27 protein-coding genes are annotated in these 26,443 nt (G+C 56.0%); 8 read left to right on the forward strand and 19 right to left on the reverse strand.

Going from position 1 to position 26,443, the window contains the following annotated elements; genetic code table 11:
- Positions 1–21: 21 nt before the first annotated feature.
- The 6 genes from VMS83_RS05430 to VMS83_RS05455 are packed head-to-tail and all read right to left on the reverse strand — an operon-like array spanning position 22 to position 5,069.
- On the reverse strand, positions 22–1,272 hold the full coding sequence (locus VMS83_RS05430; RefSeq protein WP_325410622.1) for a phosphopentomutase/phosphoglucosamine mutase: 1,251 nt from the start codon (positions 1,270–1,272) through the stop codon (positions 22–24).
- Between the two features lie 32 nt (positions 1,273–1,304).
- Positions 1,305–1,952, reverse strand: a complete 648-nt coding sequence (locus VMS83_RS05435) for a hypothetical protein (protein WP_325410624.1) — start codon at positions 1,950–1,952, stop codon at positions 1,305–1,307.
- Positions 1,952–2,563, reverse strand: coding sequence for a cyclase family protein (locus tag VMS83_RS05440; RefSeq protein WP_325410626.1), 612 nt, complete (start codon positions 2,561–2,563; stop codon positions 1,952–1,954). Before VMS83_RS05440 ends, VMS83_RS05435 begins: the two co-directional genes overlap by 1 nt.
- A 3-nt stretch (positions 2,564–2,566) precedes the next feature.
- On the reverse strand, positions 2,567–3,223 hold the full coding sequence (locus VMS83_RS05445) for a protein-L-isoaspartate(D-aspartate) O-methyltransferase (RefSeq protein WP_325410628.1): 657 nt from the start codon (positions 3,221–3,223) through the stop codon (positions 2,567–2,569).
- Between the two features lie 14 nt (positions 3,224–3,237).
- Positions 3,238–4,353 (reverse strand): SufD family Fe-S cluster assembly protein, encoded by a 1,116-nt coding sequence (locus VMS83_RS05450; protein WP_325410630.1) that lies wholly within the window; start codon positions 4,351–4,353, stop codon positions 3,238–3,240.
- Positions 4,338–5,069, reverse strand: a complete 732-nt coding sequence (locus VMS83_RS05455) for an ABC transporter ATP-binding protein (RefSeq protein ID WP_325410631.1) — start codon at positions 5,067–5,069, stop codon at positions 4,338–4,340. The genes VMS83_RS05450 and VMS83_RS05455 overlap by 16 nt, the downstream gene beginning before the upstream one ends.
- A 309-nt stretch (positions 5,070–5,378) precedes the next feature.
- Here VMS83_RS05455 and VMS83_RS05460 point away from each other — a divergent pair, with 309 nt between their 5' ends.
- Together VMS83_RS05460 and VMS83_RS05465 are read left to right on the forward strand one after the other, a co-directional pair.
- Entirely contained in the window at positions 5,379–7,925 is a 2,547-nt protein-coding gene (locus VMS83_RS05460) for a PGF-pre-PGF domain-containing protein (protein WP_325410633.1), read from the forward strand.
- 82 nt (positions 7,926–8,007) lie between these two features.
- The gene (locus VMS83_RS05465; protein ID WP_325410635.1) at positions 8,008–8,886 is read left to right on the forward strand and encodes a site-specific DNA-methyltransferase; all 879 of its coding nucleotides are present in this window, start codon (positions 8,008–8,010) and stop codon (positions 8,884–8,886) included.
- A 33-nt stretch (positions 8,887–8,919) separates the two neighbouring features.
- Here VMS83_RS05465 and VMS83_RS05470 read toward each other — a convergent pair whose 3' ends face one another.
- The 3 genes from VMS83_RS05470 to VMS83_RS05480 are packed head-to-tail and all read right to left on the reverse strand — an operon-like array spanning position 8,920 to position 11,529.
- Positions 8,920–10,029 (reverse strand): hypothetical protein, encoded by a 1,110-nt coding sequence (locus VMS83_RS05470; RefSeq protein ID WP_325410637.1) that lies wholly within the window; start codon positions 10,027–10,029, stop codon positions 8,920–8,922.
- A complete protein-coding gene (locus tag VMS83_RS05475) occupies positions 10,026–10,817 on the reverse strand; it encodes a TIGR01458 family HAD-type hydrolase (RefSeq protein ID WP_325410639.1) in 792 nt (263 codons plus the stop codon). Before VMS83_RS05475 ends, VMS83_RS05470 begins: the two co-directional genes overlap by 4 nt.
- 10 nt (positions 10,818–10,827) lie before the next feature.
- Positions 10,828–11,529 carry a type 1 glutamine amidotransferase gene (locus VMS83_RS05480; RefSeq protein ID WP_325410641.1) on the reverse strand — a complete coding sequence of 234 codons (702 nt, stop codon included), beginning with the start codon at positions 11,527–11,529 and terminating at the stop codon, positions 10,828–10,830.
- 56 nt (positions 11,530–11,585) lie between these two features.
- On the opposite strand from VMS83_RS05480, the gene VMS83_RS05485 reads away from it, so the two are divergent.
- Complete coding sequence (locus VMS83_RS05485; protein WP_325410643.1) at positions 11,586–12,671, forward strand: ribonuclease H-like domain-containing protein; 1,086 nt, start codon at positions 11,586–11,588, stop codon at positions 12,669–12,671.
- The gene (locus VMS83_RS05490; RefSeq protein WP_325410645.1) at positions 12,658–14,979 is read left to right on the forward strand and encodes a DEAD/DEAH box helicase; all 2,322 of its coding nucleotides are present in this window, start codon (positions 12,658–12,660) and stop codon (positions 14,977–14,979) included. The genes VMS83_RS05485 and VMS83_RS05490 overlap by 14 nt, the downstream gene beginning before the upstream one ends.
- 21 nt (positions 14,980–15,000) lie before the next feature.
- Here the strand turns inward: VMS83_RS05490 and VMS83_RS05495 are convergent, their stop codons facing one another.
- Positions 15,001–15,234, reverse strand: coding sequence for a helix-turn-helix transcriptional regulator (locus VMS83_RS05495; protein ID WP_325410647.1), 234 nt, complete (start codon positions 15,232–15,234; stop codon positions 15,001–15,003).
- Between the two features lie 149 nt (positions 15,235–15,383).
- Between VMS83_RS05495 and VMS83_RS05500 the strand changes: the two genes are divergently transcribed.
- Complete coding sequence (locus VMS83_RS05500; RefSeq protein WP_325410649.1) at positions 15,384–16,352, forward strand: phosphoribulokinase; 969 nt, start codon at positions 15,384–15,386, stop codon at positions 16,350–16,352.
- A gap of 16 nt (positions 16,353–16,368) precedes the next feature.
- On the opposite strand, the gene sepS is transcribed toward VMS83_RS05500, so the two are convergent.
- From sepS to VMS83_RS05545, 9 genes are read right to left on the reverse strand one after another with little or no spacing between them, the layout of a single operon-like run.
- Positions 16,369–18,021 carry an O-phosphoserine--tRNA ligase gene (gene sepS / locus VMS83_RS05505; RefSeq protein WP_325410651.1) on the reverse strand — a complete coding sequence of 551 codons (1,653 nt, stop codon included), beginning with the start codon at positions 18,019–18,021 and terminating at the stop codon, positions 16,369–16,371.
- Positions 18,022–18,927, reverse strand: coding sequence for a 4-demethylwyosine synthase TYW1 (gene twy1 / locus VMS83_RS05510; protein WP_325410653.1), 906 nt, complete (start codon positions 18,925–18,927; stop codon positions 18,022–18,024).
- Positions 18,908–20,581 (reverse strand): arginine--tRNA ligase, encoded by a 1,674-nt coding sequence (gene argS, locus VMS83_RS05515; protein WP_325410680.1) that lies wholly within the window; start codon positions 20,579–20,581, stop codon positions 18,908–18,910. Before argS ends, twy1 begins: the two co-directional genes overlap by 20 nt.
- Positions 20,581–21,852 carry a peptide chain release factor aRF-1 gene (gene prf1 / locus VMS83_RS05520; RefSeq protein WP_325410655.1) on the reverse strand — a complete coding sequence of 424 codons (1,272 nt, stop codon included), beginning with the start codon at positions 21,850–21,852 and terminating at the stop codon, positions 20,581–20,583. The genes argS and prf1 overlap by 1 nt, the downstream gene beginning before the upstream one ends.
- Before the next feature lie 39 nt (positions 21,853–21,891).
- Positions 21,892–22,785 carry an alpha/beta hydrolase gene (locus VMS83_RS05525; protein WP_325410657.1) on the reverse strand — a complete coding sequence of 298 codons (894 nt, stop codon included), beginning with the start codon at positions 22,783–22,785 and terminating at the stop codon, positions 21,892–21,894.
- A 2-nt stretch (positions 22,786–22,787) separates the two neighbouring features.
- Positions 22,788–23,285, reverse strand: coding sequence for an NUDIX hydrolase (locus tag VMS83_RS05530; RefSeq protein WP_325410659.1), 498 nt, complete (start codon positions 23,283–23,285; stop codon positions 22,788–22,790).
- A gap of 1 nt (position 23,286) precedes the next feature.
- Positions 23,287–23,955 carry a 7-cyano-7-deazaguanine synthase QueC gene (queC, locus tag VMS83_RS05535; RefSeq protein ID WP_325410682.1) on the reverse strand — a complete coding sequence of 223 codons (669 nt, stop codon included), beginning with the start codon at positions 23,953–23,955 and terminating at the stop codon, positions 23,287–23,289.
- On the reverse strand, positions 23,955–24,563 hold the full coding sequence (locus VMS83_RS05540; protein ID WP_325410661.1) for a 7-carboxy-7-deazaguanine synthase QueE: 609 nt from the start codon (positions 24,561–24,563) through the stop codon (positions 23,955–23,957). The genes queC and VMS83_RS05540 overlap by 1 nt, the downstream gene beginning before the upstream one ends.
- A complete protein-coding gene (locus tag VMS83_RS05545; protein ID WP_325410663.1) occupies positions 24,564–24,965 on the reverse strand; it encodes a 6-carboxytetrahydropterin synthase in 402 nt (133 codons plus the stop codon).
- A gap of 165 nt (positions 24,966–25,130) precedes the next feature.
- On the opposite strand from VMS83_RS05545, the gene VMS83_RS05550 reads away from it, so the two are divergent.
- From VMS83_RS05550 to VMS83_RS05560, 3 genes are all read left to right on the forward strand, one after another.
- On the forward strand, positions 25,131–25,559 hold the full coding sequence (locus VMS83_RS05550) for a 30S ribosomal protein S12 (protein WP_011991275.1): 429 nt from the start codon (positions 25,131–25,133) through the stop codon (positions 25,557–25,559).
- A 5-nt stretch (positions 25,560–25,564) separates the two neighbouring features.
- On the forward strand, positions 25,565–26,167 hold the full coding sequence (locus tag VMS83_RS05555) for a 30S ribosomal protein S7 (protein WP_325410666.1): 603 nt from the start codon (positions 25,565–25,567) through the stop codon (positions 26,165–26,167).
- Between the two features lie 24 nt (positions 26,168–26,191).
- The coding region (locus VMS83_RS05560; protein ID WP_325410668.1) for a GTP-binding protein at positions 26,192–26,443 on the forward strand (252 nt) is incomplete at its 3' end.

The following is a 26,443-nucleotide window of genomic DNA, read 5'->3' on the forward strand; positions in this document are numbered from 1 at the left end:
GTACAGCTCATCCTGCAATATTTAAGCAGTTTTCCCCTGCCGGAGGCGAGTCTTTGCCCGATCCAGCATAATTTTTGCTGCAGCGGGTGTTGTGCCTTCAGCGGTGATCCGGATCTTGGGCTCGGTGCCGCTGGCCCGGATAAGATACCATCCGGCCTCATCCGCTACCCGGATCCCGTCAGTTGGATTTGTGGCGCCAAGGGAAGTGACGATCTCCCGTGCCCGCTCATGGGGGATCGATTCCCTGAGAATCGGATAGATTGGCAGTTCATCCAGCCTTTCGGCGATATTGCAGTCTGAAGCAATCTCGCAGAAGACTGCAGCGGCACACGGGCCGTCCGGGCAGAGCACATGTTTGGGGAAGATCCAGGCGCCGCTTGGCTCGCCGCCAAAATCCCCCCAGGAAAGGAGCTCCTCGGAGACAAATGCATCCCCTACGGGTGTGCGGTGCACCTCTGCCACCTCTTCAATCATCATGGACGCATCGCTTGTGGTGACTACCTTTTTTGCGCCGAGATGTTCAGTTAACAGCAGAAGCATGCGATCGCCGTCGATATATCTTCCGAGGTTGTCAAATGCCATCATCCGGTCGGCATCGCCGTCATGGACAACCGCACATGCCGCCCCTGTCTTTCTGACCATTTCCCCCACGTATCCCAAATGCTCCTTCAGAGGTTCTGATGGCCGGCCAAACTGTCCGGAAGGATTGCAGTTAAGGCAGGTTGTGTGAACCCCGGCCTCTGCCAGGATGCCAGGTGTCAGTACGGATCCGGCTCCGTTGCCGCAATCCAGAACAACCGGGATTCCGTCTTTGATGGACACCGTGTCGAGAATTGCCTTTTTATGGGGTTTGAGAGCGTCGAAAGCAGACTCTGGACCCTGGTTTTGCCAACCCGTCCAGCGTAGATCTCCGAGTGATTCTTCTACAGCCTTCTGCTGCGCCAGAGTGAACGATGAACCGTCAGGATTGAAGAGTTTGATCCCATTATATTCCTCAGGGTTGTGGGAAGCGGTGATCATGCACCCCGCCTTCGCCCTTCTGGCGCAATATGCAACCGAGGGTGTGGGGGCGATCCCGGCAGAGCGTGCAGATCCCCCGGCACCGGTTACACCAGCAATGAGGGCACAGGCAAGCAGCGGGCTGGTGGTCCTGGTATCGGTCCCCACCACGCAGTCGGGAAATTTTTCCCCAAGGATCGCACCGATCGCGAGCGTGGTCTGAATCAGACGCTGATCAAACCGCTGGCGTATCCCTGACGATCCGAAAAGCATACATGAAATGGGCCTTTTGGATAAAAAAGGGTTTAGCCGTTCTGCCGCGACGGATCCGGGACAACCTCCAGCATAGGCTGACCGTACGGGCACCAGTGCTCTCCCTGCTGGAGCCTACAGACTCCTGATGTCGAGGGCCCGAGCCAGATGATCCGTTTTCCTGAACTGTAGGCGGCAAACATGTCCCCGAAATCCGGGGCAATTATACCCTCGTTATTGACAAGTATGGTATCCGCTTCGTGGATGTTATCTGTAATTTGGATCCTCCGCGAACGTTGCAGGGCAGGTAGTGCTCCTGCACAGAAAACACGGCGCCCAGTAAGTTCTCCTGTCAGTTCCTTCAGGCATGCAGCATGTGAAGCCACAGGGCAGGATCGGCGCACGCGGGAGAGGCAGAAGAATGCCGTAGCTACATTGATGATAGCACATGCCGCGCTCCGGACCGCCGGGGTATCGAGTGACGCCCCGAACATGAAGGAGATCCTGGTCATCGCACGGATCGGGTCATCCGTGACAAATTCTGCAGTCCTCCCTCCGAACGATGCGGTCAGGCAGGCGCCGCGTTCGTACTGGCATATTTTTGCGTCAGGGTCGACATCGAGACGGACCCCGGTCTCTTCACATCCGCTGCACGAAAGGATCTCTTCGAGACGGTTTACCGAATCAGCAATAATGTCCATTATTTCTCATCCTTTGAGATAAGTACCACACGAGCCGGTGCTCCATCAAGACCGGTGAGCCGCAGCGGGAGCGCTGCCATTTCATAGTCCCCCTCTTCGACTGCCGCAAGGTTCAGGAGTTCGATGATAATACAGCCCCCTTCTAGAAGCCGGCGATGCACGGATCCGTCGCAGACAAATGTCTCGATGGAAAAGGAATCAATCCCCACGCAGAGAGCTCCCTGATCCCTCAGCAGGAGTGCCGCATCCAGAGCGAGATGAGGAAAATCCTCCCTGAACTGTGTCTCAGTCGAAAAACTCGTTTTTAAGAGGATCCGTTTTGCCGAACCAAGCCGGTTTGTAAGATCTGCTGCGGTAATCGTGTTTCCGGCAGCAGTTACATTCAGTATCCGGCACGGGCCGATGAGGTGATCGAGCGGAATTTTGTCTATTGTGTCGCCGGTCTTGAGATAATGGACCGGCGCATCGATATGGGTACCCGAATGGCTGTTCATGTGGAGGTCGCTGATCAGGTATAACCCTGCGTCCATTTGGGTAAACCGGGGGGGTGGATCCCCGGGAAACGAAACTGTTGTGCTGGAAAGTGGCCGTGTGATGTCGATAATTCTCATCGATTATTCCTCCCTCCACCCGTATTCTCCGATGAGTGGCACGAACCGGACATCACCATGCCGCTCTTCGCGGTAATGGCTGCCGTGCCGTTCTACTACCACGAGCTCCTGTACCGACCGGCTTCCCACCGGGGCAACCAGCCTTCCCTCATCCATAAGCTGGGCGAGGAGCGGATCGGGGATTTCGGGTGTTGCTGCCGTGACCAGAATTCCGCTGTACGGGGCTGAATGCGGGTATCCCAGTGTCCCGTCGCCTTCAACAATCTCTACGTTCTCTGCATGAACCGCTGCCAGGTTGGAACGTGCCTGTGCTGCCACGGTTCCAATTCGTTCAACGGTAACAACGCTCCGGACAAGCTGCGAAAGGATCGCGGCCTGGTACCCGCTCCCTGCACCGATCTCAAGGACCTTATCAGATGATTTGGGATGGAGCAGCTCAGTCATGAGTGCCACGATATAGGGCTGGGAGATGGTCTGCCCGCTGCCAATAGGGAGCGGTGCGTCCGCATACGCATCACGGTCATATGGTGGCGGGACGAACAGGTGGCGGGGCACCTCCCGCATCGCCGCAAGGACCCGGGGATCATAGATACCCCGTGCCGCGATTTGGAGGTCTACCATCCTGAGGCGTTCATCCAATCGCGGGTATGGGGCCGTCATGTACTGTAAAAATCCTAAAATCCGGCTTTCTCTGCCACATCAATCGTGGCGTCGATCTGCTTCTGGAGCGCCTCGGGGAGGCCTGCAATCTTGACATCAAGGAATCCCCGGATGATCGTTGCTGTTGCCTCGTCCTCAGAGAGTCCCCGGGACATCAGGTACTCGATCTCTTCCTGTGCCAGCTTCCCGACCGCAGCTTCGTGCGAGAGCTCGGTGCCGACCACGCGCCCATCGATCTCGGGGATTGCGTAAATCGTTCCGTCCTTGAGAATCAGCCCCTTGCATTCCAAGTGTCCCTTCGTGCCTGCGGTCTTTCCGATGATCTGGCCACGGGATATGATGGTTCCGCCCTTGGTGATGGCGCGGGTGACCAGCTCTGCGCTTGCACCTTTCCCCTCAAGAATAGCCCTCGACCCGATATCAAGATACGACGAGGGGGAAGCGATAATGATACTTGAGAACCGGGCAACCGAGTTCTCCCCTTTCAGGGTCGCGGTCGGGTACATCTGGATCTTCTTGACCGGCTGCATGCAGACATAGTTGGATAAAAATACCCCGTTTTCTTCCACGATGGAAGCGCTGCGCGGGAATACTTCGATATTCTCGGTCCACGTGTGGATCATGGTGAAGCTGATCTTCGCGTTCTTTTTGATGTAGAACTCCGATACGCCGTAATGTGCGGCACCCTGGCCGACGTGGCCGCCACTCGTGCATCCTGATATGATGTGGAGCTCTGCGCCCTCCTCGGCGATGATAATATTGTGGACGTGCTGGATCGTCTCCCGCCCCAGGTAAAGGCAGGCCTGGATCGGGAGGATATTTTTTGTGCCTTTATGGGCAATGATCACGTAACCTTTTGGATCGGTCTGGGATGCAACGTACTGCGTGATCTCGTCCTTATCCTTGGGTACCGCCTTCCATTCGTACTCCTTGAGCCAGTCGTACTTTTCCATCGCTTTCCTGTACGAGAGGACTTCAATTCCTTCCTCCTGACATTCAGCATGGAGAACGTCCTGATTCATCTGCAGGTAGCTGCCGCAACGGTTCTGCATGGACAGTTCGATCCCCGATTGGGTGAGCCGTGCCTTGTCCTCTTCGGATATTCCTGGTGCGTTCAGCTCTGGCGACATTCCAGACACTCCTTATAGCCACGCTGTTTGATGTCCTTTAAGATCTCCCGTGGGTTTCCGTGGCATTTGATCATCCCGTCGCACATCACGTGCCCTTTATCCGCGTCGATGTAATCGAGGATAAACCCCGTATGGGTGATCACCAGACCGCTCTTTGCCCTTTTTACGATCCTTTTTTCCTTTTCGAGCAGTGATCCGATGGCGTTCCCGATGAGTGAGATGTTTTCGAGATCGACGCCGCTCTCAGGTTCGTCAAGCATCACAAAGTTCGGGTTCTGGATCATCAGCTGGAGCACTTCGCTCCTTTTGATCTCCCCGCCCGAGAACCCCTTATTGATGTCCCTCTCCAAAAACCCGCCCATGTGCACAGATTTGGCTAGTTCGGGGATGTCCACGGTCTTATCATGCGAAATAGCGATAAGGAGCTTGCCCAGCTTGAGCCCCGAAATGGTGGGTGGTCGCTGGAAGAGCATGCCCATCCCGCGCCTAGACCGTTCATCGGCGTGCATCGCGGTCACGTCTTCTCCATTGAAGGTGATCTTTCCCTGCGTGATTTTATATCCGGAGAATCCCATCAGCGTCATCAGAAGGGTGGTCTTCCCGGAGCCATTAGGGCCCATGAGCACGTGGGTCTCCCCGGGTTCGATGTGGAGGTTGATGTCGTGCAACACCTCCTTATCACCGATATTCACATGAAGGTCTTCGATGTCCAGCATACGATTAACCGCATCAGTGTATGTCGATGGCTGCATTAAACGCTTTTCACCGTACTAGTTGAAAGGGCCACCTCTTTCTTACTGAGATAAACGATAAAGATGTTCCCATCTCCATCGGTTCCGAATCCATCTTCGTTTTTTTACCCGTTGCCAGCCAATGCAATTGTATTTTTATAAAAAATACAATTCACAATATTTATTAGTTCTCTACCTCCATTTTGTGATACAGACTTCCAGAGATCCAAAGTCCGGTGAATCGGGCAAGTCCGGAATCCAACTGGATATGCAAATTCTTATTGAGGTTGTTCCATGAATGGTCCCGTCCTCCTGTCAGCACGTACCCTGTTCGCTCTGATGCTTTTACCCCTTCTGATGGGGATAGCCGGATCTGTCACGACCCCTTTGGTTTTTGATATCACTCCTGATTCCGATGTCAACACCACCCGCATATTCATCGCAAATATATCTGGTTCGGGTTTCAATTCCGGCGCACATGTTCTCCTTGTACCCGTCGATACCCGTCCGGCCCACAAGGGTAACATCATCGACGGAGGAATCACAGGACCATTTCTGAATGGTCCGCAGGCCGCATACCTGTCTGGCGATGAAGCCTTTATCGTAAGTCAAGGGAGCAACGCACTTGAAATTATTGATGTGTCGGATCCGGCTCATCCCCTCCACAAAGGTAGCTTGCTTAACGGTGCCGGAGGGGCTCTCCTGAATGCCCCGAAATCGGTATACGTTTCTGGTAATTACGCGTATGTTGCCAGTTCCGGAAACAATGCACTCGAAATCGTTGATGTTTCCGATCCTGCTCATCCGACCCACAAAGGCAGTTTAACAAACGGCACCGGTGGAGCCCTCCTGAATGCCCCAAAATCCGTGTTTGTTTCCGGAAATTATGCCTACATGGCCAGTTCCGGGAGTAATGCACTGGAAATTGTGGACATATCGGACCCGGCCAACCCCGTTCATACCGGAAGCATTAAAAATGACGCTCTTCTGAAAACTCCCACGGGCATAGCAGTATCCGGCAGGTATGCGTTTGTGGCGAGTTCCGGAAGCAATGCACTTGAGATCGTGGATGTATCCAACCCGGCCGGTCCGGTTCACAAGGGCACGATTAAAGATGGCGGTTCGAACCCCCCGTTTCTGAAATCCCCTTCGGGGGTCTTTGTATATGGGAAATATGCGTACGTAGCGGGTTCCGGGAGTAACGCACTTGAGATTGTGGATATTTCCAATCCTTCAATCCCGGTACATAAAGGTGGCCTGATAAACGGTATTGGGGGAGCCTGGCTGGGCAGTCCTGCCAGCGTTTACGTATCGGACCACTATGCGTATGTGGCAAGCGCCGGGAGTAATGCGCTTGAAATTGTGGACATATCGAACCCTGCAGTTCCGATACACCTTGGCACTATACTAAACGGTGCGGGTGGTGCGCTGCTGAACGTCCCTTCCAGTGTGTCCGTATCAAACCCGTATGCGTATGTGGTAAGTAAAAGCAGCAATGCTCTCGAGATTGTGGAGGTCGGAAGTGTGATCTCTATCCCGGCCACGAATGTTGTGGTATCCTCCAGTTCGATGCTTACCTGCACATTCAACCTGACCAATACGACGGCGGGGGAGTATACGGTTCTGGTCGCAAATCCGGGTGGTGCACCAGGTGCGCTGGTAAACGGGTTTTCTCTCACCGCACCGATCCCACCACCCATCGTCATAGGGATAGCTCCCATGAGCGGGGTTAATTCAACTATTGTCCGTAATATCAACCTCACCGGGGCCGGTTTCAATACAACTGTTATACCCTTGGTGAAACTGAACCGGACCGGCTTTGCAGAAATCGTGGGCACCAATGTTACCGTAGTCAGCTCAACGCAGCTGACGTGTTCATTCGATCTGACCGGGCAGGAAACCGGGAGCTGGAACATTGTTGTAATAAATCCTGACGGACAGGAAAGTGTTCTCGTTAACGGGTTTTCGGTCATGTCTATTCTCCTGCCATCGCCACCGCCCACGACCGTCACTATACCGGTAACTCCAGGAGCAGAAAGCGGTGCTTCAGAGAGCCTAAGATCAGGCAGGGGCCGCTCATCTGTTGCCACCTCGTCTGGCGCTCCTGCTGAGGGAAATATGACCTTTTTCATTGTTCCGGATAAAACCCGGGATATTGAATATCCCTACACGATAATCTCTGTCTCATTCGTCCCTACAAGGACATTGGGCTCCACTGATCTTATTGTGGTCGAATCCGCCGAGGTCACGCGCCCTCCCGGGAATGGCCGGATTACTGCCGGGGTCGTTTCTATCGAACCGGTCGCCCTGCATCCCTCTGCCATCCGTGCAGGCACGATCACCTTTGCTGTTTCGGATTCATGGCTTCGGGCTAACGATCTGACACCGGAGTCCATCTGTCTCATGCACCTGCAGGATACTATCTGGTCAGAATTAACGACAACCTATCAGAACCGTTCCGGGGATGATCATTACTTCACCGCATCGACCGACGGATTCTCATTTTTTGCCATTTCCACCCGGGTTCCAACGCATCCTGCGAATGCAATGGAGACCACGACTATTGCCGAACCATCCCGTGCCACCAATACACCGGCGAGAGTTACGACAACTCTCCACCCGTCTGCTATTCAGCAAGCTAACATATCGGGAACAGGAACGTTTGTAGAACGCCCCACTCGGGGTGTGTCTGTACCGGATGCTTCTCCATATGACTCTGATATCTGGAGTGTTGTACCTGCAGTTGTCACGGTTTCCGGTATCACTGTCACCGGGGGTTTGCTCATCCGACACTGGTGGATACGGAGACAAAACCCGGCGCTGTTTCGGAGATATGATTGAATGGTAGGTGCGCTGGTGTTACCGGGCAAAAGCTGCGTTTTATCTCCTCCGCTTTACCAGTACTCTGCAGGCAGCGTGATCCTTGAAGCAGGAAAAAGTAAAGGACAAGGCCGGAAAAGCAAAGGTCCGGAAGGGTTCAAAGGATGCGAAAGGGGCTCTCCACACCCATGAAAACCCGGCGATAGAACCATTCGTGAACCGGATCTTCTGCGGCGACGCACAATCCGTTCTTTCCGGCCTGCCCTCGGAAAGCATAGACCTTGTCATCACCTCGCCCCCCTATAACTTTGGCCATGCGTACGCGCAGGACCCCCACGACGACACTCATGAGTGGAATGACTACTTCGCCACACTCAATGCTGTCTGGACGGAATGTGTCCGGGTTCTCCGGCCCGGGGGCAGGATGGCCATCAATGTCCAACCGTTCTTCTCGGATTACATCCCCACCCACCATATCGTCTCCAGCCAGCTCATGGCCCTCGGGATGCTCTGGAAAGCGGAATTTCTCTGGGAGAAGAATAATTATAACGCCAAGTACACTGCCTGGGGGAGCTGGAAATCGCCTTCTATGCCCTACATCAAGTACACGTGGGAATTTATCGAGGTCTTTGATAAGGGCACACACAAAAAGACCGGCCAGCGCGATGATATCGATATCACCGCTGACGAGTTCAAGGAATGGGTGATCGGCCGCTGGAAGATCACCCCAGAGCACCGGATGAAGGAGTTCGATCACCCGGCGATGTTTCCCGAGGAACTACCCCGCCGGGTCATGAAACTCTTCTCGTACAAAAATGACATTATCCTGGATCCCTTTAACGGTGCAGGGACCACCACGCTTGTTGCCGCAAAATGCGGCCGCCGTTTTATTGGGATCGATCTCTCGCGCCAGTACTGCGATACTGCGGAACAGCGCCTCAAAGCGGCGATCGGTGATCTCTTGCCGCTGTCCGAGAGGTAAGCTTCTGGTTGGAAAAGCCGAACATCTGACCGGTTACTGCGGCATGTTCGCCTTTACCCAGATGTAGGTGCCTTTCCGGTCGTACGCGTGGGTGAGGATATCGTTGTAGACCTCGGCATAAGCATTTCCCTGCGCCACCTCTCCCCGGTACGTGGAGAGTTCGGCGTTGTAGACCGATACCTGCGCGTTGTGGGATGAGACAAGCGCATTGTATCCTCCGATATTTCCTGAGCTCCGCAATGCCTCCATGCGGGATTCGATCTCTGAGATCTGGTCCTGTTTTGCCGTAAGATCAGAAGCAATCGGGACCAGTTGAGCGTTTAAAGCTGCCACTTTCTGCCCGGAAATAGAGAACATGTCGTGGATATATGTTGTCTGTGCCCCGCTGGTGTACAGCGTTGTCCCGTTCCCGACCGGGATAACCAGCGGCTCTGAGGTGAGGACTACCCCTCCCTCCAGATCATCAGGAGGGACTCCCACATAGGAAAAGTTGGTGGTTTCCAGATAGGCATATCCGGTGTCCTTGTAGAGCGAATCCGGTGATCCTATCCCAAGGGCCATGTGTGATTCCGGTGAAAACAGGAGAAGGGATACATTGTATCCCTCGCGGGAGAGGAGGCCGGCCAGGAGCACGCTCTTGTCATCGCAGTCCCCGGCACCCTCTACGACAGTCTCGACCGGGTACTTCGTCGGGTTATCCGGTGTGGTCTCATAGGTGAGAGACTGGGTGTACGCTGCCATCAGTTCAAGGTACTCATCACTTGAAAGCCCTTCGTCGTTGCGGATCTTCTGGAACTGGATGAGAAGATCCGTGTACATCGGGTCCTGCGCCGGATCGTTAACCATCTCCCGATAACTGTCGGTTACCCAGACACTTTCGGTCACATTGCCATAGATCGAAATAGACTTATCCGTGGTCTTTGCTGCGTGATAGACCGCAGCATCGACCGGTACCGAGATGGTGATCGTGTTCTTTTCAAACGGGAAGGTATGGGTGGCCATGATCGATGTTCCGTCGTCCGATCCTACAGCAATATGGGGAACGACAACCGACTGGCGGGTGGCATAGAGATAGCCGGCTACGATAGCAATGGCCAGCATCACGATGATGATGCCAGTGAGGAATTGTTCAGTGCGGGTCATGAGCGTGTTATAGGAAGGAGTGTGCCGATATCGCGGACGGAGTCTATGATTGCCGCCGGATGTATCGCACTTTTTTCACAGACGTCAGGCCTGAATTTACCGGTCCTGACGAGCACACCCCGGATGCCGGCAGCCTGTGCCCCGTCAACATCGGTATAGATGTCATCACCGATCATCACAACCTCTTCTTTTTGCATACCAAGATCCTGCAGCGCAAGGCCGAAGAACTCCTTTGAGGGTTTCCCGACCACGGTCGCGGTTGTGTCTGCGGCCATTTCAAGCGCTGCAACCACCGGCCCGGCCGAGAGTGCGAGACCGTCCCGGTCCATCCAATACCGGTCTTTTTCGAGTGCGATCAGGTGAGCTCCTTCCATCAGGCAGCGGAAGGCGTGGTTTAAGGTCGCGTACGTTACCCGGTCTCCCGCATCGCCGACAATCACGTAATCCATGGTTACCGAGCCGTCATCAGCGCACGCTCCGGCAAAATCTCTGCCAACATCGCCGGTCACGAGCAGGAATGCCCGGCTTTTTCCCGAGTCTTTTATGAACCGGACCGCGGCAAGGGGCGGGGTGAAGATTGAGCGTTCGGGAATCTCAAAGCCCATTTTATCCAGCCGGGCTGCGATTGTTGCCCGGCATTTGCGGGTGGAGTTAGAGAGGCACCGGAAAGGATAGCCATTGTCTGTAAGGAACGCGAGAGTTTCTCTGGCTCCTTGGACCGGGGTATCTCCGGTATAGAGCACCCCGTCGAGGTCAATCAGAAACCCGTTGATCTTACCGTCCTCCATAAAATCCCCTTCACCATCTCCAGCCGGCAAGGAATACGCGGACAATCGCATCACACAGGATTCGGTTTTCGGCCAGTTTTTCTTCGGAATCATTCAGGATCACGGCCCTCTCGTCAGCGCAGAGATCTTTTGCCCAGGATGCGATGATCTCCTCGGTCACCTCGGGGTGGAACTGGACGCCGAGTGCGTTGTTGAGCATGAATGCCTGGTTTTTTACCGCGTCCGCGGTCGCAAGGAGTCGGGCCCCCTCCGGCAGATCGAACGTTTCGCTGTGCCAGTGAAACACCTCGAAATTTCCCGGGAAGAAGCGCTGCCCCGGGGAGTTGCACCCGGTTATCATCCGCCAGCCGAGCTCCTTCTTACTAGTATACACGGTCTTTCCACAGGCAGCCGCAATCATTTGGGCACCGAGGCAGATCCCGAGCACAACAGAACCGTGGGCCACGGCCTTTCTCACGAGCAGTTTTTCCTGGACAAGGAACGGGTATTCCCGCTCATCGTTCGCGCTCATCTGGCCACCGAGGATAATAAGCCGTTCCGGTGGATCGTTCGGGACCGGGTCGCCTTCGTACAGCCTGAGGATCCTAAATGGCTCGTCTCCTCCCTGTAAGGTATTTTCAATCGTACCCGCGGGTTCGTGTTCCCCGTGCTGGAGGATCGTGATCATTTTAAGGAAATGGTTGGCCGGAAGGATGATGAGGTTTCTTGTCACTTTCACTCCCCGCGGCGGATGTTTAAGCAGGGGATTTTTGGATAAGGTACATAAGTATGGCCGCCATGCAGGCTGAAAGCAGGATCGGGGCGCTCTGGCAGCAGCGGATGGCTGCACTACGGGAGTACAGCGTGGTCCGCGATGGGAACGTCTTTGGCGCAGGACTCGCCGGCTCCTGCCTGTTCTCATCAGAATACGACCGGGCCCGTGCCCTTTTGGAAAATCTGGTGTTGCAGTACGACGGCACTCCTTTTACATCCCTGTTTCCCGGTAGTGAGATCGAGACAGAAAACGGAACCTGCCTCACCCTTGAACACCGCGAGGTGTTCGCCTCTCCTCCGCTTGACGGGAAACGCCTGGATGCGGAGATGCTTGCCGATCTTACGCTCGTGCGGGGGATTGGGGAGCGTTCAGCAGTCCGACTGAAGGCACGGGGCTGGAAAACGATCGCAGACCTCGTAAACCACCCGCGGTTCCGGCATGCAGCGCGGGAGGTTCTCGACCGGCTTGCCTGCTCTGATCCCCGCGAGATCATGGATCTTGCCGGGAGCCGGCATGCCCGGTCTCACCCGTTCGTGCTCGGGGCTGCCTGTGCGTTTGCACCGAAAGATTTCGTCTTTCTCGATATCGAGACGCTTGGTCTCTTCTCCCGTCCTATCATCCTCTTCGGGGTCGGGACCATCGAGCAGGAGAACTTTGTCGTCCGCCAGTACCTGCTCCGCGATATCAGCGAAGAACCCGCAGCCCTCACTGCACTGGCAGGCCATTTTGCCGGGCAAAAGAAAGCGCTGGTCACCTTCAACGGGAAGGCGTTTGACCTCCCCTACGTGCAGGACCGGCTCGCGTACTATGGCATACCCCCCGTCACCCGGGTCCCGCACTTTGATGTCCTGCACTTTGCCCGGCGCCGGTGGAAAGGGCAGTATCCCTCCTGCCGGCTTGGCGAGCTCGAGTCTGTGATCCTCGGAGTTGGGCGGAAAGATGATGTACCGGGCCAGATGGTCCCTGAGTTCTACGAGACGTATATCCGGACAAAAAACTGCGGGCCACTGGTTCCGATTGTCAGCCACAACCGGCAGGATGTGATCTCAACGGCACATCTCTTCTTTTACCTGCTGGGGGAAACCTGTGGCCGTTGCTGATGTGGTACGTCTCATCGGTACCAACCCTGTGTACCGCAGCCGGGTTGCCTGCCATAACATTGCGGACCCGGAACCGGCGGCGTACGGCACGCTTGACCTTCCTCTTCCCGATGCGCTTGCCGCGTACCTGGCCCATGCCGGCATCCGGCTCTACACCCACCAGTGCGAGGCGATCAACCTCCTTCGTGAAGAAAAGAACGTGATCATCACTACCCCGACCGCGAGCGGGAAGACGCTTGCATTCAACCTTCCCGTCTTTGAGCGCATGGCCGCAGACCCGGATGCCCGGGCACTCTACCTCTACCCCACAAAGGCACTAGCAAACGACCAGCTCGCGACACTCATAGCGATGGAGAAGTTCACCGACATTTCCGTAAAACCCGCGATCTACGATGGCGACACACCACAGTCGAAGAGGTCCGCGATCCGGGAATACACCCGGATCGTGATCTCGAACCCCTACGAACTCCACCAGGTCCTCTCCTGGCACGGGAAGTGGAGCCCGTTCTTTGCAAACCTCCAGTATATCGTTTTGGACGAGGCGCACCGGTACCGGGGGATCTTCGGCTCGCAGATCGCGCTTCTTATCCGCCGGCTCCGCCGTGTCGCGCGGTATTATGGCGCCAATCCGCAGTTTGTCCTTTCGAGCGCAACGCTTGCAAACCCGGAGGAGTTTGCCGGAAAACTTACCGGCCTTTCCTTCGTGCGGGTGAACAGCGATGGCTCGCCACGGGGCAAACGGCACTTTGTCCTCTACAACCCGTTCTACGATGGCGTCGGGGAGCGTTCCGCTCACCAGGAATCAAAAGACCTTCTTGTTTCCTGTGTCAAAGGTGACCTCCAGGCGCTCTGCTTTGCCGGCTCCCGCAAGATTGCGGAGCTCATCGCGCTCTGGGCAAAAGAGGACCTCCGGCGCACCACCTCCCACATCGCAGAGAGCGTCCTTGCCTACCGGGCCGGATACCTCCCCGAGGAGCGCCGCCGGATCGAGAGCCGGCTCAAAAACCGGGAGATCAGGGGCGTTGTCTCGACAAATGCACTCGAGCTCGGGATCGATATCGGATCGCTCGATGCGGTGATCATCGATGGTTACCCGGGTACGATGATGTCAACCTGGCAGCAGGCCGGCCGTGCGGGACGAAAGGCCGGGGAGTCACTTGCCGTGCTTGTTGCGCAGGCAAATCCGCTCGACCAGTACCTCATGCACCACCCGGACGAGTTCTTCTCACGACCCCACGAGCACGCGATCATTGACACCGGCAATCCCTATATCGTTTCAGGGCACCTCCTGTGTGCCGCGGCGGAACTTCCCCTTCACGAGAAAAAGGACTGGGAATTCTTCGGGGATCAGTTTCCCCCGGCCCTTGTGGAGCTTGCAGAGAGCGGTCTTCTGTTCCCCACACCCCGGGGCTTCGTGTATTCAGGCCGGAGTCGGGCCACAGAGGCGGTGACGATCGACGGGATGGCAGCTGAGAGCTTCCGGATTCTCTGCGAGGGCCGGGTGCTTGAGACCATGGATCGTGCCCAAGCGTACCGCGAGGCGCACAAGGGGGCGATCATGCTTCACCAGGGCATCACCTGCGTGGTAAACGAGATGGACCTTGAGACCCACACGGTACGGGTGAGCGAGACTGATGTTGATTATTATACGCAGCCGCTCAAGGACACGAGCCTCAAAATTATTGAAACGCTTGAAACACGCGACATCAATGGCGTTACCTGTGCGTTCGGCGATGTGGAAGTGACCGAGCGATACACCGCATACAAGATCAAGAAGGGCGATACGGTCCTCGGGGTCGAGCCGCTTGATCTCCCGCCGATCACGTTCCGGACCAAGGCCTTCTGGCTGGTCATTCCTGACTCCCTTGCCGGACCGGTCTGTGTATCCAGTCTCGACCTCGCGGGCGGGCTGCACGGTGCCGAGCATGCGCTTATCGCGCTTATGCCGCTTTTTGTTCTCTGTGACCGCTGGGATATTGGGGGGCTGTCGTGTCCTGCGTTTGGCGAGAACGGAGAACCGATGATCTTTGTCTATGACGGGTACGAGGGTGGTATCGGTCTTGCCGAAAAAGCGTTTACGCTGCTTCCGGAACTGTTCTTTCGGACGCACGAAATGGTGCGGGACTGCACGTGCAACAAGGGCTGCCCCTCCTGCATCTACTCCCCCAAGTGCGGGAACGAAAATGTCCCGCTTGACAAGGAGGCGACGGTCATGATTCTTGCCGGTTTTGCAGCGGCCGGCGCCGGAAATATTGCTGTACCCGAAAAGGCCGGGAGTGTTTCCCGCCCCGGGCCCACGGCACCATAGTGGTGGGGGCCGATTAAAAAATTAGTCCACAAGCACGACCCGCCTCTCCGGCTCTGGCAGAGCATTCTCAAAGATGAACAGGTCTTCAATGGTCGTATGCAGGGCTTTTGCAACATCATGGGCGAGCCTCAGCGAAGGATTGTACTTTCCCTGTTCGAGAAAGACAATTGTCTCGCGACGAACACCGGCTTTTTTTGCAAGATCTTCCTGCGTGAGAGCATACCGGGCCCGGAATTCACGTATTCGTGTCTGCAAAGACCTTCCTCTTCATTAGTGTTATTTAATTCTAACATATTTTTTTCTATTTGTTATTTATTTCTAACAATACCTAAAGATCTGATAATTTTTTTCAGACATTCCTATCCATGTAGTTAAAACCGATCGCATCGCAGGTAATGGTGAACATGTCCCGTGTACCCCCGTTTAAAGAGATCATCGCCCGTTCGCCACGGGTCTTTGTCATCGGTGTAGCAGGGGACAGCGGTTCGGGAAAAACGACGTTTACCAGCGCCATCCGCCAGATCTTCGGCCCGGACCTTGTGGCCACGATTACCCTCGATGACTACCACAAGTTTGATCGGGAAGAACGCCGCCGCCTCGATATCACACCGCTCCACCCGGATGCCAACAATCTCTCCCGGCTGGAGGTAGATGTTGCGCGTCTCAAAGAGGGCCGCGCGATTGAGAAACCGGTGTACAACCACACCACCGGTACATTCGATCCCCCGGTGCCATTTGCATCAAAAAAGATCATTATCCTCGAGGGACTTCATCCCCTCTTTACCCCGGCGCTGCGGGAACTCGTGGATTTCTCTGTCTTTGTCGATCCGGACCGGGAGGTCAAGTACGCCTGGAAGCGGCAGCGTGATACCGGGCAGCGGGGTTATTCGCCCGGTGAGGTAGACGGGGAGATTGCCCGGCGCGAAGCGGATTACACAGATTATGTTGAGCCCCAGCGTTGCTTGGCTGATACGATCATACGGATCGGGTATTCGAAGTACGGGCCGGATCTTGGGCCGGCGAAGAATGTCTACGCGATCTCGCTTCTCCAGAACCCGATGAACCAGACCGTCCGCGATATCGTATTATCCATCGATCTCACATCGCTGCTGGCGTTCCATGAGAGCGATTTTTTCATCGAATTTTCGACCCGGAGGATCGAATGTGCATTCCTGCGGGCCCTCACTTTTGATGGCGAGATGAATTATGATACGGTCCGGAAACTTGAACTCTCGATCGAGCAACAGACCGGCGTCCATCCAATCGAGATGTTTACCGGGCGCAGGACTGTGACCGCGACCGATATTGTCCGGTTGATCCTCTCGTGGCGGATCATTAACCGAAGGATTTTCCTTCAGGATTCCCACTCCTGATGGAAGATAAAAAAGATTATTCGATTACCTGTGACCTGACCGCAAGGAAGACCGGCCCCCGGACATCGATCTTCTTCTTGGTATCCGTGATTGCCCGCATCGCATATTCCTCAATCCTGAGGTTGATATCGCTGGGGTGTTTTGCCATCTTGACCTGCACGAGCGTGCCTTTTTTGCACCGTGCGGCCTGCTCGATCTCTGCTGCCGCGAATGCAGCGGCGGCATCAAGGTACGAAATCCCGGAAAAAACCCCTTTTATCCGCACGTCCTTCCATTTCTCGGCGTCGGGCACACCCAGGATGTTCCCGTCATAGGCAAAGATCTCGTTTGCACACGCCGGTCCCAGGAGCTTTGCGTTTGCCTCGGTCTCTTCCACTGCCACCTTTACCCGGGTGCCGTACAGCGTGCCATCCCATACCTCAAAGGAACAGGGCCCCTGGACGGTGGCGTTAGCCGCGGCAACCAGTGCGATTGCACGGGCGAGCACTTTCCCCTCCACTGTTGCGGGTTCGGCTCTCAGGTGAATGGCGCGTGCGATCTCCCGGTCTCCGGGAAGACGCGGGAAGAACTGGGGGTAGGAGAGCTGCCGGACATCGTTAGCCTGGTAGGCGATCATGGCGAGGCGTTCAACACCGAGGCCAAGGTTCATAACCGGAACGCCGATCCCGTACTCGCCGAGGGCAGAGGGAGAGTACATGCCAAAGGTTGCCACTTCGACCCAGCCGTGCACCGGGTGTTTTGCGTACACCTCAGTCTGCGTGTCAGGCATATAGTATTTCGAGCGTTTGTCATCAGGCTGGAACCGGAAGTCCTCGTACCCGAAAGCAGAGAGAAGCGCCTCGCTTACCGCCTTCCCGTCTTCAAGGGTGACGTCCTCCCCCGCGACCACGCAGGACGCGGAATGGTAGGTCATGAGCCGGGTCGGGCCTTCCGCCTGCTCGCGCCGGAAGCAGCGGTCGACCGAGAAGAGCTGGATGGGCAGGGGCGTACGCTCCCAGATAGATCCAAGGGTCATGAACCAGCCGCTGGTCATATGGCTGCGGAGAGTGCTGCGCGATGACTCAGGCACGAGCGACCTGAATTCGGGGAAGACTGAATCGAGGATATGCACGACAATCCCATCATCTACCCCAAGGACTTTTGCCAGTTCATGGGTGAGTTCGTCCCCGTCGATCTCTGATTTTTTATACGCGTGGAGGGTTTCGCGGAGCTGCTCTTCGGTTTCCTTGCTCATCGGCCGGAACGGTTCCTTATGCCCGCTCTCGCCTGCCGGGATCTCATGACCATGGACGAGCGGGCTCCGGTGACTCTGGAGGATATCGTTGATCTCGTCCAGCTGCTTTCTGGCGATCCCGACGTTCGGGCGCGGGAGGCCGCCGAGATAAAAAACCCGGTCGAGTACCGCCATCGCTTCGGGTCCGAACTGCCGGTAGATATCGCTCTCCTCCACGATCACCGGGTTCTCGCACTCATCAAATCCCATCGAGAGGTAGATCTCGCGCAGCCGGTTGATTGTCGCAAAGATCGGGTGCGGCTGGGCCCGTGTATACCGGAGGCGGGGGTACTTTTTGTCCTCCCCCGGTGGTGTAATCACGGACGGGCCCTCGTGCCATGCGCCTTCAAAGTTCGTATGGGATTTTTCTTTCCAGTCCTGCGGGTTGAATCTCATTTACACACGCTCCATGCAGACGACCCTGCTTAAGGGGTTTTCATCCCGGATCGTATAATCACACGCTGCGGCAATCCTCTTTGCAAAGTCCCGCACCTGTGCATGCTCCGGCATGTTATTCCGTTGCAAACGGTTTCTACTGTATCCCAGATACATGTATCCTTTTACCTCGACAAATGTTGCCCCTGCATCCTGCAGGAGCCGGGCATATCCTTCCGGATCTGCATCATTGACACCGGCTACAAGGGTGATCCGGACCGCCGATCTTTTTGCCCGGAGCTTTCCGAGGCTTTCCTGTATACGGTCCCAGAACACCTCGGCATCGCCCATGGGACGGCAGGTCTTTTCATAGATCTCCACATCCGGCGCATCGAGCGAAACATACTGCTGGAAGGGCCGGCACCGGGAAATCATATCCGGGTTTGTGCCATTGCTGACGACAAATGTAGTATACCTGTTTGTATTGAAGAGATCAACGAGCTCCGGAAGCCGGCTATAGAGCGTGGGTTCGCCCGAGAGGGAGATCGCCACATGTCGTGGATTCAGTGCTTCTTTCCATCGCTCATCCGTGACCGTGTTGTCCAGTACCGCGTTATATCCCGCGAGCGCTTTTTTCTGGAGTTTTTTTACCCCTGCAAGGATGGTTTCTGGCGGGCACTCTGCCTCCACCTCAACTTCGTGCTCGAATGAGCGCCAGCAGAAGAGGCAGCGCTGGTTGCACCGGAGGGTCGGCGTCATCTGGACACAGCGATGGCTGTCGATCCCGTAGAACTGGTGCTTGTAGCACATCTCACCTCCTGCAAGAGCCCGCTTGCACCAGAGGCAGGGCTTGAGGGCGGCCGAAGAGTCCGGTGAAAAAAAGAGGTAGCCCTGTTTTATCCGGGCGTCACATGGTGTGGATGGCATCGATCCCGAGCGTCTCAAGGGACTCTTGTAAAGTGTTCTGTACGGCTTTTACGAGCGTGAGCCGGCGGTCCCTGACTTTTCCCTCGCTCTTTAATACAGGCTCAAAATGGTAGAACGTGTTGAAGGTGTCTGCCAGTTCGTGGGCGTAAGTGGCCAGCAGGTGCGGGCGGAGCTCGGCCACCACTTTCTCGATCACGGCCGGGAACTTTGCGATCTTCTTTGCAAGGATGATCTCCTGCTCGGTCTCCAGGTCATAACATTCGCCGAATGCACCGGCTTTTTCCAGGATACTGCATGCCCGTGCATGGGCATACTGGATGTAGGGGCCGCTCTGGCGCTCGAAATCGAGGGCATCCTTCCAGTCAAAGACCGTGCTTTTCTCGGGGGAGATCTTCACGATATCGTACCGTATGCCGGCTAGGGCGACTGCCTCTGCAATGCTTCTGCGGGTCGCCTCGTCCAGCTCCGGCCGGCGTGCAGTTACCTCATCGAATGCCCGTTTGGTGACCTCGGTGATCAGGTCATCGGCAGAGACAAACTTGCCCGCCCGGGTGCTCATCGAGCCTTCGGGAAGTGAGACGAACTCGAAGTGCACGATCTCCGGGGCTTTCTCTCCCAGCAGCTTCATGGTGCACTGGAGCTGCGCACCGATCAGCTTGTGGTCAGCGCCGAGCACATCGATGACCCGGTCAAAGTTTGCGCTCTTCCATGCGTGAAACGCGAGGTCGCGGGCCGCATAGACGGAGGTACCATCGCTCCTCCGGATCACGTACTTGTTGGTAAAGCCGAACTCTGCGAGATCGAGCGCGAGGAGTGTGTCCTCGTGCGTTGCCTGGGGGAGTTTCTCAATTTTCTGGATCACCTGTTGTGTATCACCGTTACGGACAAAATCGCTCTCCCAGACAAACCGGTCGTGCTTCACGTTAAGGTTCTTCATCGTGACCGCAAAACCATCCAGGCAGCGGGAGACTTCCCTGCGGAATTTTTTTGCGGTCTCTGCATCCCCGCGCTCCACGAGCTGCATGAGGGTGTCGACCTGTTTGGTGATGCCGGGATCTTTTTCGATCTCCCGGTTGGCAGCGATATAGATCCGGGCGATATGGGCGTCTTCCTTCTCCCCTTCAGCCTGCGCATTTTCCAGGTGATCGAAACCCCACACCACGATGGCGATCTGCCGGCCCATGTCGTTTACGTAATATTGGACCTCAAGCGGGTAGCCTGCCTTCCGGAAGGCCCGGGCGAGTGTATCGCCGATGATAGAATTCCTTATGTGGCCTACGTGGAGGGGGCCGTTAGGGTTGGCACTCGTGTGTTCGAGCACGACCCGGGTCTCCTTTTTCGGGAGTGCCCCGTAGCCAGGCTGCGTTGCAGCCCTGAGGGTCGCACTGACATATGCCTTTCCCAGGATGAAGTTGACGTACGGTCCTTTTGCCTCGACCGTGATTCCACGCTCTGCAAGTTCCCTGTTCCCTGCAAGCGATGCCGAGATCTCCTGCGCAATTATTGCGGGTGCCTGCTTTCTTGTCTTTGCAAGGGAGAATGCAACAGTTGAAGCGAGGTCAGCGTGCTCTCCCCCGTCAATGAGCTGGACGTCTGTCACACCTGTGTTTTCGGCAAGTATCCTGGCAATTATTGATGTTGTGTCAAAAACCATCATAATCCCGTCCTGTACCGGAGAATTGCTGCGATCCCGCCAAATGCCGAGTAGAGGATCGAACCCTCCTCAAAATCATCCGAGATCAGCTCCACTTTTGCGCTGGAGAGATCGGCGAGTTTGGCAAGTTCGTCAATAATGTCGATCTCTTCTTCAAGCACGAGGGGTGCTGTGCATTTCGGGCACGAGCCGAGCTCAATATCCCGGACAGTCTTTCCTACCGGCATGCTGACTGTCCGCTCTTCGGTATGGTCACAGTTCTGGCATTTTATCTTAAGCCGTGACTTCCGCAGGTTGGAGGAGAGGAGGAGCGTATCCACTGCACCGACCTCGAGGTTCTTCCTGATGCTCTCCTCACCGTAAGCAGCAAGGCCGTTGTCCTTGACCAGCTCTTTGAGGAACCGGTCCATGAATGCCTTCTCCTTGACAACTGCCATTCCCGAGAGGACGTCCTTTGCCGCATCGACCAGCTCGGGCAGTCCGTCCTCGTTTGTATAGGCAACGTCAAAGAGGCCGAGGACCCGTTTCTGGACCTCATGGTGCAGGAAATTGCCAGCCTCGAACTCCTCCTTCGTCGGGCTCGGACCGCCGATCAACAGCCCCTTGAACCGGTTAAAGAAGTCCTTTTCAGCCAGAAAGATCGCACTCGAGCGCTCGCCGACTTTGGTGTAGAACTCATTAATCGCGATCTCACGGAGCCGGCCGAACCGGGCTGCAGACTGACCTCCTTTGCGCATCTTGCCGGGAACCGTGGAGGTCGACCCCCCCATGGGTTCGATCCGGTTGCCACGCAGGAATCCCCAGTACGCTTCACGCCGGTCGAGCACGAGGAGGCCGTACACGTACTTCTCCTCCAGCATCTGCTTGAGGGGCTCGAGCTCGAAGTTGGAACTGCACCGGTACATGTAGAGGTTGAGCGGCTCTGGCGGTTCGATGACCGTGCACTGGAGATCGGTTCGGTCCCCGTACAGTTTGACCGTTCCGCAGAAGACCGCCATGCCCTTTTCGGGCGGGCGCTTGTAGTACTTGAGCCGGGAGAGGATCGAGGAGATGGCGCTCTGGACGTTTGTTCTTGTTTGCTTGCTCTTGATGTTGGCACACTGGCCGTACTCGTCCTTTAACTGGCCGGTCACATCGTAGATCTGCTTATCGGGAGGGATGTAGAGCGTGATGAGCTCCGTCCCGTCCCCTTCCTGCGCCTCCAGTTTTTCCAGCGTCTTTTTAAACTCGTAGCGCTTGCGCGCCTCGTCCATCTCCTCGGTCTCTGTCATGGGCGGATTTCATCCTCTAAATGTAAAGCTAATACCTATTCACACTCGCGTGCCATAAATTTGCGCCAAGAGGGCCATAAGCCGGTTATCAACATCCGGGTTGATCCCGTGGTCACCGTTAAATTCAGTGAAATTTTTGGGCTCGTTTGCGGTCGCGTAGAGTTCCTGCCCCTGCGTAAAGGGGATGATCGGGTCAGTGGCGTTGTGATACATCCATACAGGCCGGGGTGAGATCGTGGGCAGGTACGTGCTGGGCTCAAGCGATTCGGCAAACTGGAGAATATCTCCCGATCCACCCTGCGCGAGCACTGCAGCCTTGACTCCCCAGTCGGCAGTGGAGATCCCGATATACCCGGCAAAGTTTTTGTCAACTCCAGCTGCCACCGCAGCGTACCGGCCACCATTACTCCCTCCGACTGCATAGACCGGGACCCCGAACCGCGAGGAGAGCATGGCCTGTGCCGAAGAGATATCACAGATCGTCTGGTAATACTCTGGCCACTCCTTGTTCTCGAACAGCGCATAATCCGTATTGGGATTGAACGGGTAGCCGGCTGTTTCCCCGCCACGCCCGCGGTAGTCAAGGAACATAAAGGCATACCCGTCTGCCGCGTACTGGACCATCCGCCCTGCGTGACCGGTGATCTTTTCCCCGGCTCCCGGCAGGTACAGTAAAACGGCCTTCGGATTCTTCGGGTAACTCAGGTAGGTGGTCACATCCCCGGTCTGGGTGTGGAGGATCACCAGTGATTCGGTATAGGTTTCGTTGGCAAAGAGCACGGTCTCGTTCGTAGTGACCGGGGCACAGGTGACCGAGAGGATACCGTTGCTGTCTACCGAGTATGACGGGGTTGTGGAACTGCTCATGCATCCGGCACAGGCTGCGAGCACGAGCAGGAAGGCAAGGCCGGCTGCGATGAAAAATGCCCGCATGGTTATCCCTCCCTGCACCGGTGGAGCAGGCAGATCGTCTTTGCATCGCAGATGGTGCCATCGGCTACCATCGCGTCTGTTCTCTCTCGGGTGACATCCATCACTTCGATCACTTCATCAGCATCTTTTTCGAACGCGTGGGAAGGCGTGAGGTCCCGGGCCTCAAAGAGCCAGATCTTCTCGTCAGTATATCCGGGCGTGGTATAGATGAAACCCCGGGGGATCATCGTTCCCGCCGAGACCCCGGCCTCTTCGATGAGTTCGCGCTGCGCGGTCTCCAGGGGTTCCTCCCCGGTCTCCATCGTCCCGGCCGGCGCCTCACAGATGTATTGCCCGATCGCGTACCGGTACTGCCGCAGGAGCTTGAAGCCGGTGGGTGTGACCGGCAGGATGGCGACCGCGCTCCCGGGGTGGACCGTCACCTTCTCCGATTCAACACCGTTGGGGAACTTCACGTTCGACTTTTCGATCCAGAGACGCCTGCCGCGGAAGATCTCCATATTAGTCCACCTCGTACGGGATCGGGTCTTTCTCGCCGATCGCAGCGAACGCCTCGCGCCGGAAGTGGCACGAGCCACACGTACCACAGGCTTTCTCCTCGTTCTGGTAGCATGACCACGTGTGTTCGTACGGGACGCGGAGATCCTTTCCGAGCCACAGGATATCCGTTTTGGTCATGGTGATAAAGGGCGTGAAGAGTTCGATCTGCGTGGTCTCTTTGGTACCAAGTGCGATCACCTTCCGGAAGGCATCAATAAAGGCCGGCCGGCAGTCGGGGTATCCGGAATAATCGAGCGCCTGTACCCCAATGAAGATCGCGTCTGCGCCTTTTGCCTCCGCGTAACTGGTCGCGATGGCAAGGAGGTTTGCATTCCGGAACGGCACGTAAGTGTTGGGGAGATGCGCCCGGGCCGGATCGAACCGGTCGACCGGCATGTTCCGGTTGGTCAGGCTGCTTGCCCCGAAATTTTCAAAGTACCTGAGATCGATCTCCGTGAAGTCAGTAGCCTCAAGGAGGGATGCGATCTTCTGTGCGCAGGACCGCTCCTTTGCCTCCGTACGCTGGCCATAGTTTGCATGAAGGGCGAGGATCTCGTAGCCCTCTCTTCGTGCATAGTACGCAAGTGTCGATGAGTCCATGCCACCCGAGATAAGGCAGACCGCCTTCATCATTTCACCCCGATGACCTTATGCAGCTGGAGCTGGAACCGGACCGGCAGGTCGTTGTCAAGGATATAGCGTATGATGGGCTGGTAATCAGTACCCTCCACCGGGGAAAAGAAGATCTCGCCCCCGATCGGGTGCTCTCTCATCACCGCATGGGCATAGTGGCAGTCCTCTTGGTCTGCAACGACAAACTTCACGCTGTCTCCCGGTCGGATGGCAGGTAAAAGTGACAGATCGCTCTCTTCAACGGAGGAGGGACACTTGACGTCCATGCAGATGGAAGCGTACGGCTGCAGATCCGCAAAGGCAATCGTACCGTTGGTCTCGATGTCGATCGCGGCTCCCCGCTTTTGGAGGGAGGGGAGAAGATCGAGGAGAGCGTCTTTCTGGAGGAGCGGCTCGCCGCCCGTGATACAAACCAGATGGGGATTTTTCCGCCAGCAGGTTTCGAGCACCTCCCTGCAGCTCATCTCCGTCCCGCCATCTCTCGCGTACGCGGTATCGCACCAGCGGCAGGAGAGGTTGCAGCCTGCAAGCCGGATGAACAGGCAGGGCCGGCCCTGGTTTTTCCCCTCGCCCTGGAGGCTCTCAAAAATCTCGACGACCTTCATTTATGAAATCTCAGCGCAGGATGTCGGGGATTCCCACACCCGGATCTTCGATACCGCAGCCCGGAGCCCCTGTTCGCGGCAGGCGCACGTAAGGTCGTCCCGGATCAGGGACGCAATGAGCTCGCTGGTCGGATCGCCGGGAGTCGTAATCACCGGGTGGAACTCTGCGATGCGGGGGACCATCGGGTCATCCTTATTGAGGATGATCTGGTGGTCGTACTTTTCCACGATTTTCTTTATGACACTATAATCGATCACGATCTGCGTTGCCGGATCTGGCTCTCCTTCCATCCAGACTTCAATCTTCCACCGGTGCCCGTGGAGGTTCGCGCACTTCCCGTGGTAATGGAGGAGGCGATGGCTGGTGTCTATCTGCACCTCTTTATAGATCCCGACTTTCATTGCACAAGATTTGGGCCCGGGAGGATATAATGTTATTATGGCTGAGGATCAATAGTGTAAGACAGGCAGGTGGATGCCACAATTTATAAATCGGTTCCCCGCCCTAGTATATATCTCAGCGTGGGTTATCGACAACCACAAAAACAACTGAAATGAGGCTCTTTAATGGGACAGGGTAAATTTGCAGCCAGAAAACTGGTTCGGGACTCCAAAAAATTCCGGTGGAGCGATAAGAACTACGCCCGCCGCGAACTCAACCTCGACGTTAAGTCGGATCCGCTGGAAGGCGCTCCGCAGGCGAGGGGTATCGTGCTCGAGAAAGTCGGTGTTGAGGCCAAGCAGCCCAACTCGGCGATCCGGAAATGCGTGCGCGTGCAGCTGATCAAGAACGGCCGTCAGGTCACCGCGTTTGCGGTAGGCGACGGTGCTATCAACTTCATCGATGAGCACGACGAGGTCGAGATCGAGGGCATCGGCGGTCGTCTGGGCCGGTCCATGGGAGACATTCCCGGGGTCCGGTACGTGGTTACCAGCGTGAACAACGTCTGCCTCCATGAGATGGTTATTGGCAGGAAGGAGAAACCGCGCAGGTGATCGTGATGACAGAAGCAGAAGTAAAGACCCCGGAGAAGCCCGAAGCAAAGAAGCTCCTCTTCAACAAGTGGGATGTATCTGAGGTCAAGGTAACCGACCCGAGCCTCGTCCGGTACGTAAATCTTACCCCCCAGATTATCCCCCACTCCTGCGGCAAGTTCTCGCGCCAGGAGTTCAATAAGGCCAATATGATGATTGTCGAACGGCTAATCAACCGCCTGATGCAGACCGAGAATAATACCGGCAAGAAGCAGCTGGCAATAGGGATCGTGCGGGATGCATTCGAGATCATCAACCGGAAGACCAAGAGGAACCCCATCGAAGTGCTTGTCGAGGCAATCGGCAACACCGGTCCCCGGGAAGAGACCGTCCGTCTGAAGTACGGTGGTATCAATGTCCCGAAATCCGTCGACACCGCTCCCCTGCGCCGTGTCGACTCCGCCATCGGCTTCATCGCGGAGGCAGTCTGGAAGTCTTCGCGTAAGAGCAAGAAGCCAGCGAGTGCTATCCTTGCCGACGAGCTCATTGCCGCCTCAAAGGGCGACGCAAAGTGCTACTCGGTCGGGAAAAAGGAAGAAAAGGAGCGGATCGCAAAATCCGCCCGGTAAAACATCTTTTTTGAGGTTATTTTCATGTCACGTGGCAAAAAAACGGTAGAGCGCGTAGTCGAGCTCATGAAGGACCCCAAGCACATCAGAAATATCGGGATCGTGGCGCACATTGACCACGGCAAAACCACCCTGTCCGATAACCTGCTTGCGGGTGCGGGTATTATCTCTGAGGAACTTGCGGGCAAACAGCTCTTCATGGATTCGGATGCAGAAGAGCAGGCCCGTGGTATTACTATCGATGCAAGCAACGTATCGATGGTCCACGAGGTCGAG

Origin of the sequence: Methanoregula sp., assembly GCF_035543475.1 — an archaeon.
Taxonomy (GTDB): Archaea; Halobacteriota; Methanomicrobia; order Methanomicrobiales; family Methanospirillaceae; genus Methanoregula.